3 protein-coding genes are annotated in these 1,700 nt (G+C 36.9%); all 3 read right to left on the reverse strand.

The annotated features are described in order from the left end of the window. On the reverse strand, positions 1-457 hold a 457-nt coding region (locus H7254_RS18245; RefSeq protein ID WP_301934332.1), incomplete at its 3' end, for a glycosyltransferase. A 6-nt stretch (positions 458-463) separates the two neighbouring features. Next, complete coding sequence (locus H7254_RS18250) at positions 464-1,438, reverse strand: hypothetical protein (protein ID WP_301934333.1); 975 nt, start codon at positions 1,436-1,438, stop codon at positions 464-466. A gap of 3 nt (positions 1,439-1,441) precedes the next feature. Next, positions 1,442-1,700: SDR family oxidoreductase (locus tag H7254_RS18255; RefSeq protein WP_301934334.1), on the reverse strand; the 259-nt coding region annotated here is incomplete at its 5' end.

The following is a 1,700-nucleotide window of genomic DNA, read 5'->3' on the forward strand; positions in this document are numbered from 1 at the left end:
GATGCTGCATATCATCTTTATTCTGAAAGAACACCACCTTCGGCATTTTTAGCACAACTCGGTATAATAACCTCCCGAGCCAATAGACAAACCCCTTAATATGAAAAGGAACTCCTGTGCCTGTTATGTTTGTTAATGAAGATACGCCAAGAATTTTGCAAATTATATTACCGTATATATTTTGGCGGGGAGTAAAAGTGAGACAAATATTAGGATTGATATGCTTTATGGCTGCATACATTCTCCTTAGGTATTTCCAAATCTCGATCGGGTTAGTATTGCTGGTTCCGATATCAACGAATTCAGCATTGACACCTTTTAACTGCTCAGCGAATTCCTTTTTGCCTGAAGATAAAATATATACTTTAAAACCTTGAAGTGTGAGTGCATTCATCAATGCCCGCCGCATGCTTACGGTAGAGAAAAAACTATTTTCTAAAACAACTATTTTTTTCATGGGGTATTATCTCACGTCAAAATTATAAAGGCCAAAATTCCACGAAGAAACATCATATGCTCTTTCATTCACACCCGTTTTATCCAGAATCTCCACACAAAAATTTAATGGCCGAGGCTCTTTGTTTTTAGGAACCCTGAACAGAATTGTCTGAAACATCTTTAACTCGCCAATAAACAGAACGAGATCAGGGCTTTCATTTTTTATAATATATTCTACTGCTTTGCGGAGGCTGTAGCTGTCCCTTTTTCCTATACTATTATAAAAATCGATAAGGTATGCTGTATTAATCCCTTCCTCTTCTATAACCCTGTAAAAGGCACTGAATTTTTCCTTTTTAATTACCCGATGTGCATCAGAGTACCGGTGCTGTTCCATCAGAGGCTCTTTGGGAACCAAAAATATATCTGAAACTGCTTCTTTACTGTTAGAGGCAAAAGTAAAAACAGCATTGAAAATTGATTGCGCTTTAATAAAGGGTTCAGAAATCACATTAAGAAACTTTTTATTTAAAACAGTTCCGACCTTTACCGGCAATGCATAATAAGGCAGAGTGGAAACTTCTTTCCATTTAAGCGCATGGATAAAATATGGATAAGAATTTTTATTGGGTACTGCCATTAAAAGAGAAACTCCTTCCGCAATCAATAACTCCTTTGCGTTCCTGTACATTTTAAAAAAGGCGAGGGCATCTTTCCGGTAACCAGGCATGATGAACAGGTTGCCCAGATAACAAAATATTTTCTCCCTACCGAAATAAGAATAATTGTAGGGCACCGCGCTGAAATAACCTACTACTTCACATTCTGTTTCCATTAAGCTGTGGTAAGAAAATCCTTTTTCATTGTTTACATATCGCCTGATCAAATCCACGGTTTTGATATCTTTCTCAAAAACAGTATTAAAATTTCTGACAAGCGATGCAAGCTGCAGTTCTGAAAGTTCATTTGTTTTATAAACAGTAAAGGTTACGGGTGCCATGCTTTAATTTTTACCCGTATTCAAAAAGATATTTTGTCCAGTGAGGTGAGCGGGCGCTTTTACAAGAAAAGTAACTGTATCTGCAACCTCACCTGCCGTAAGAAATTTCTTCAAAGGATGTGATTTTACCATTTCTTCTTTTACTCCGGCGTTAGTATTTTTATTCAGGGGCGTATCCATAAACTCCGGTGAAATACAATTGCTCTGAATATTAAACTGCACGTTTTCTGATGCCCAGCTTTTTGCCATGGATAGTAAATAA

The organism is Ferruginibacter sp., assembly GCF_014377975.1.
GTDB lineage: Bacteria > Bacteroidota > Bacteroidia > Chitinophagales > Chitinophagaceae > Ferruginibacter.

What these genes read in the sequence shown, in the direction of transcription:
- H7254_RS18250 (WP_301934333.1), bottom strand. Translation starts at nt 1,438, where the DNA reads ATGGCACCCGTAACCTTTACTGTTTATAAAACAAATGAACTTTCAGAA.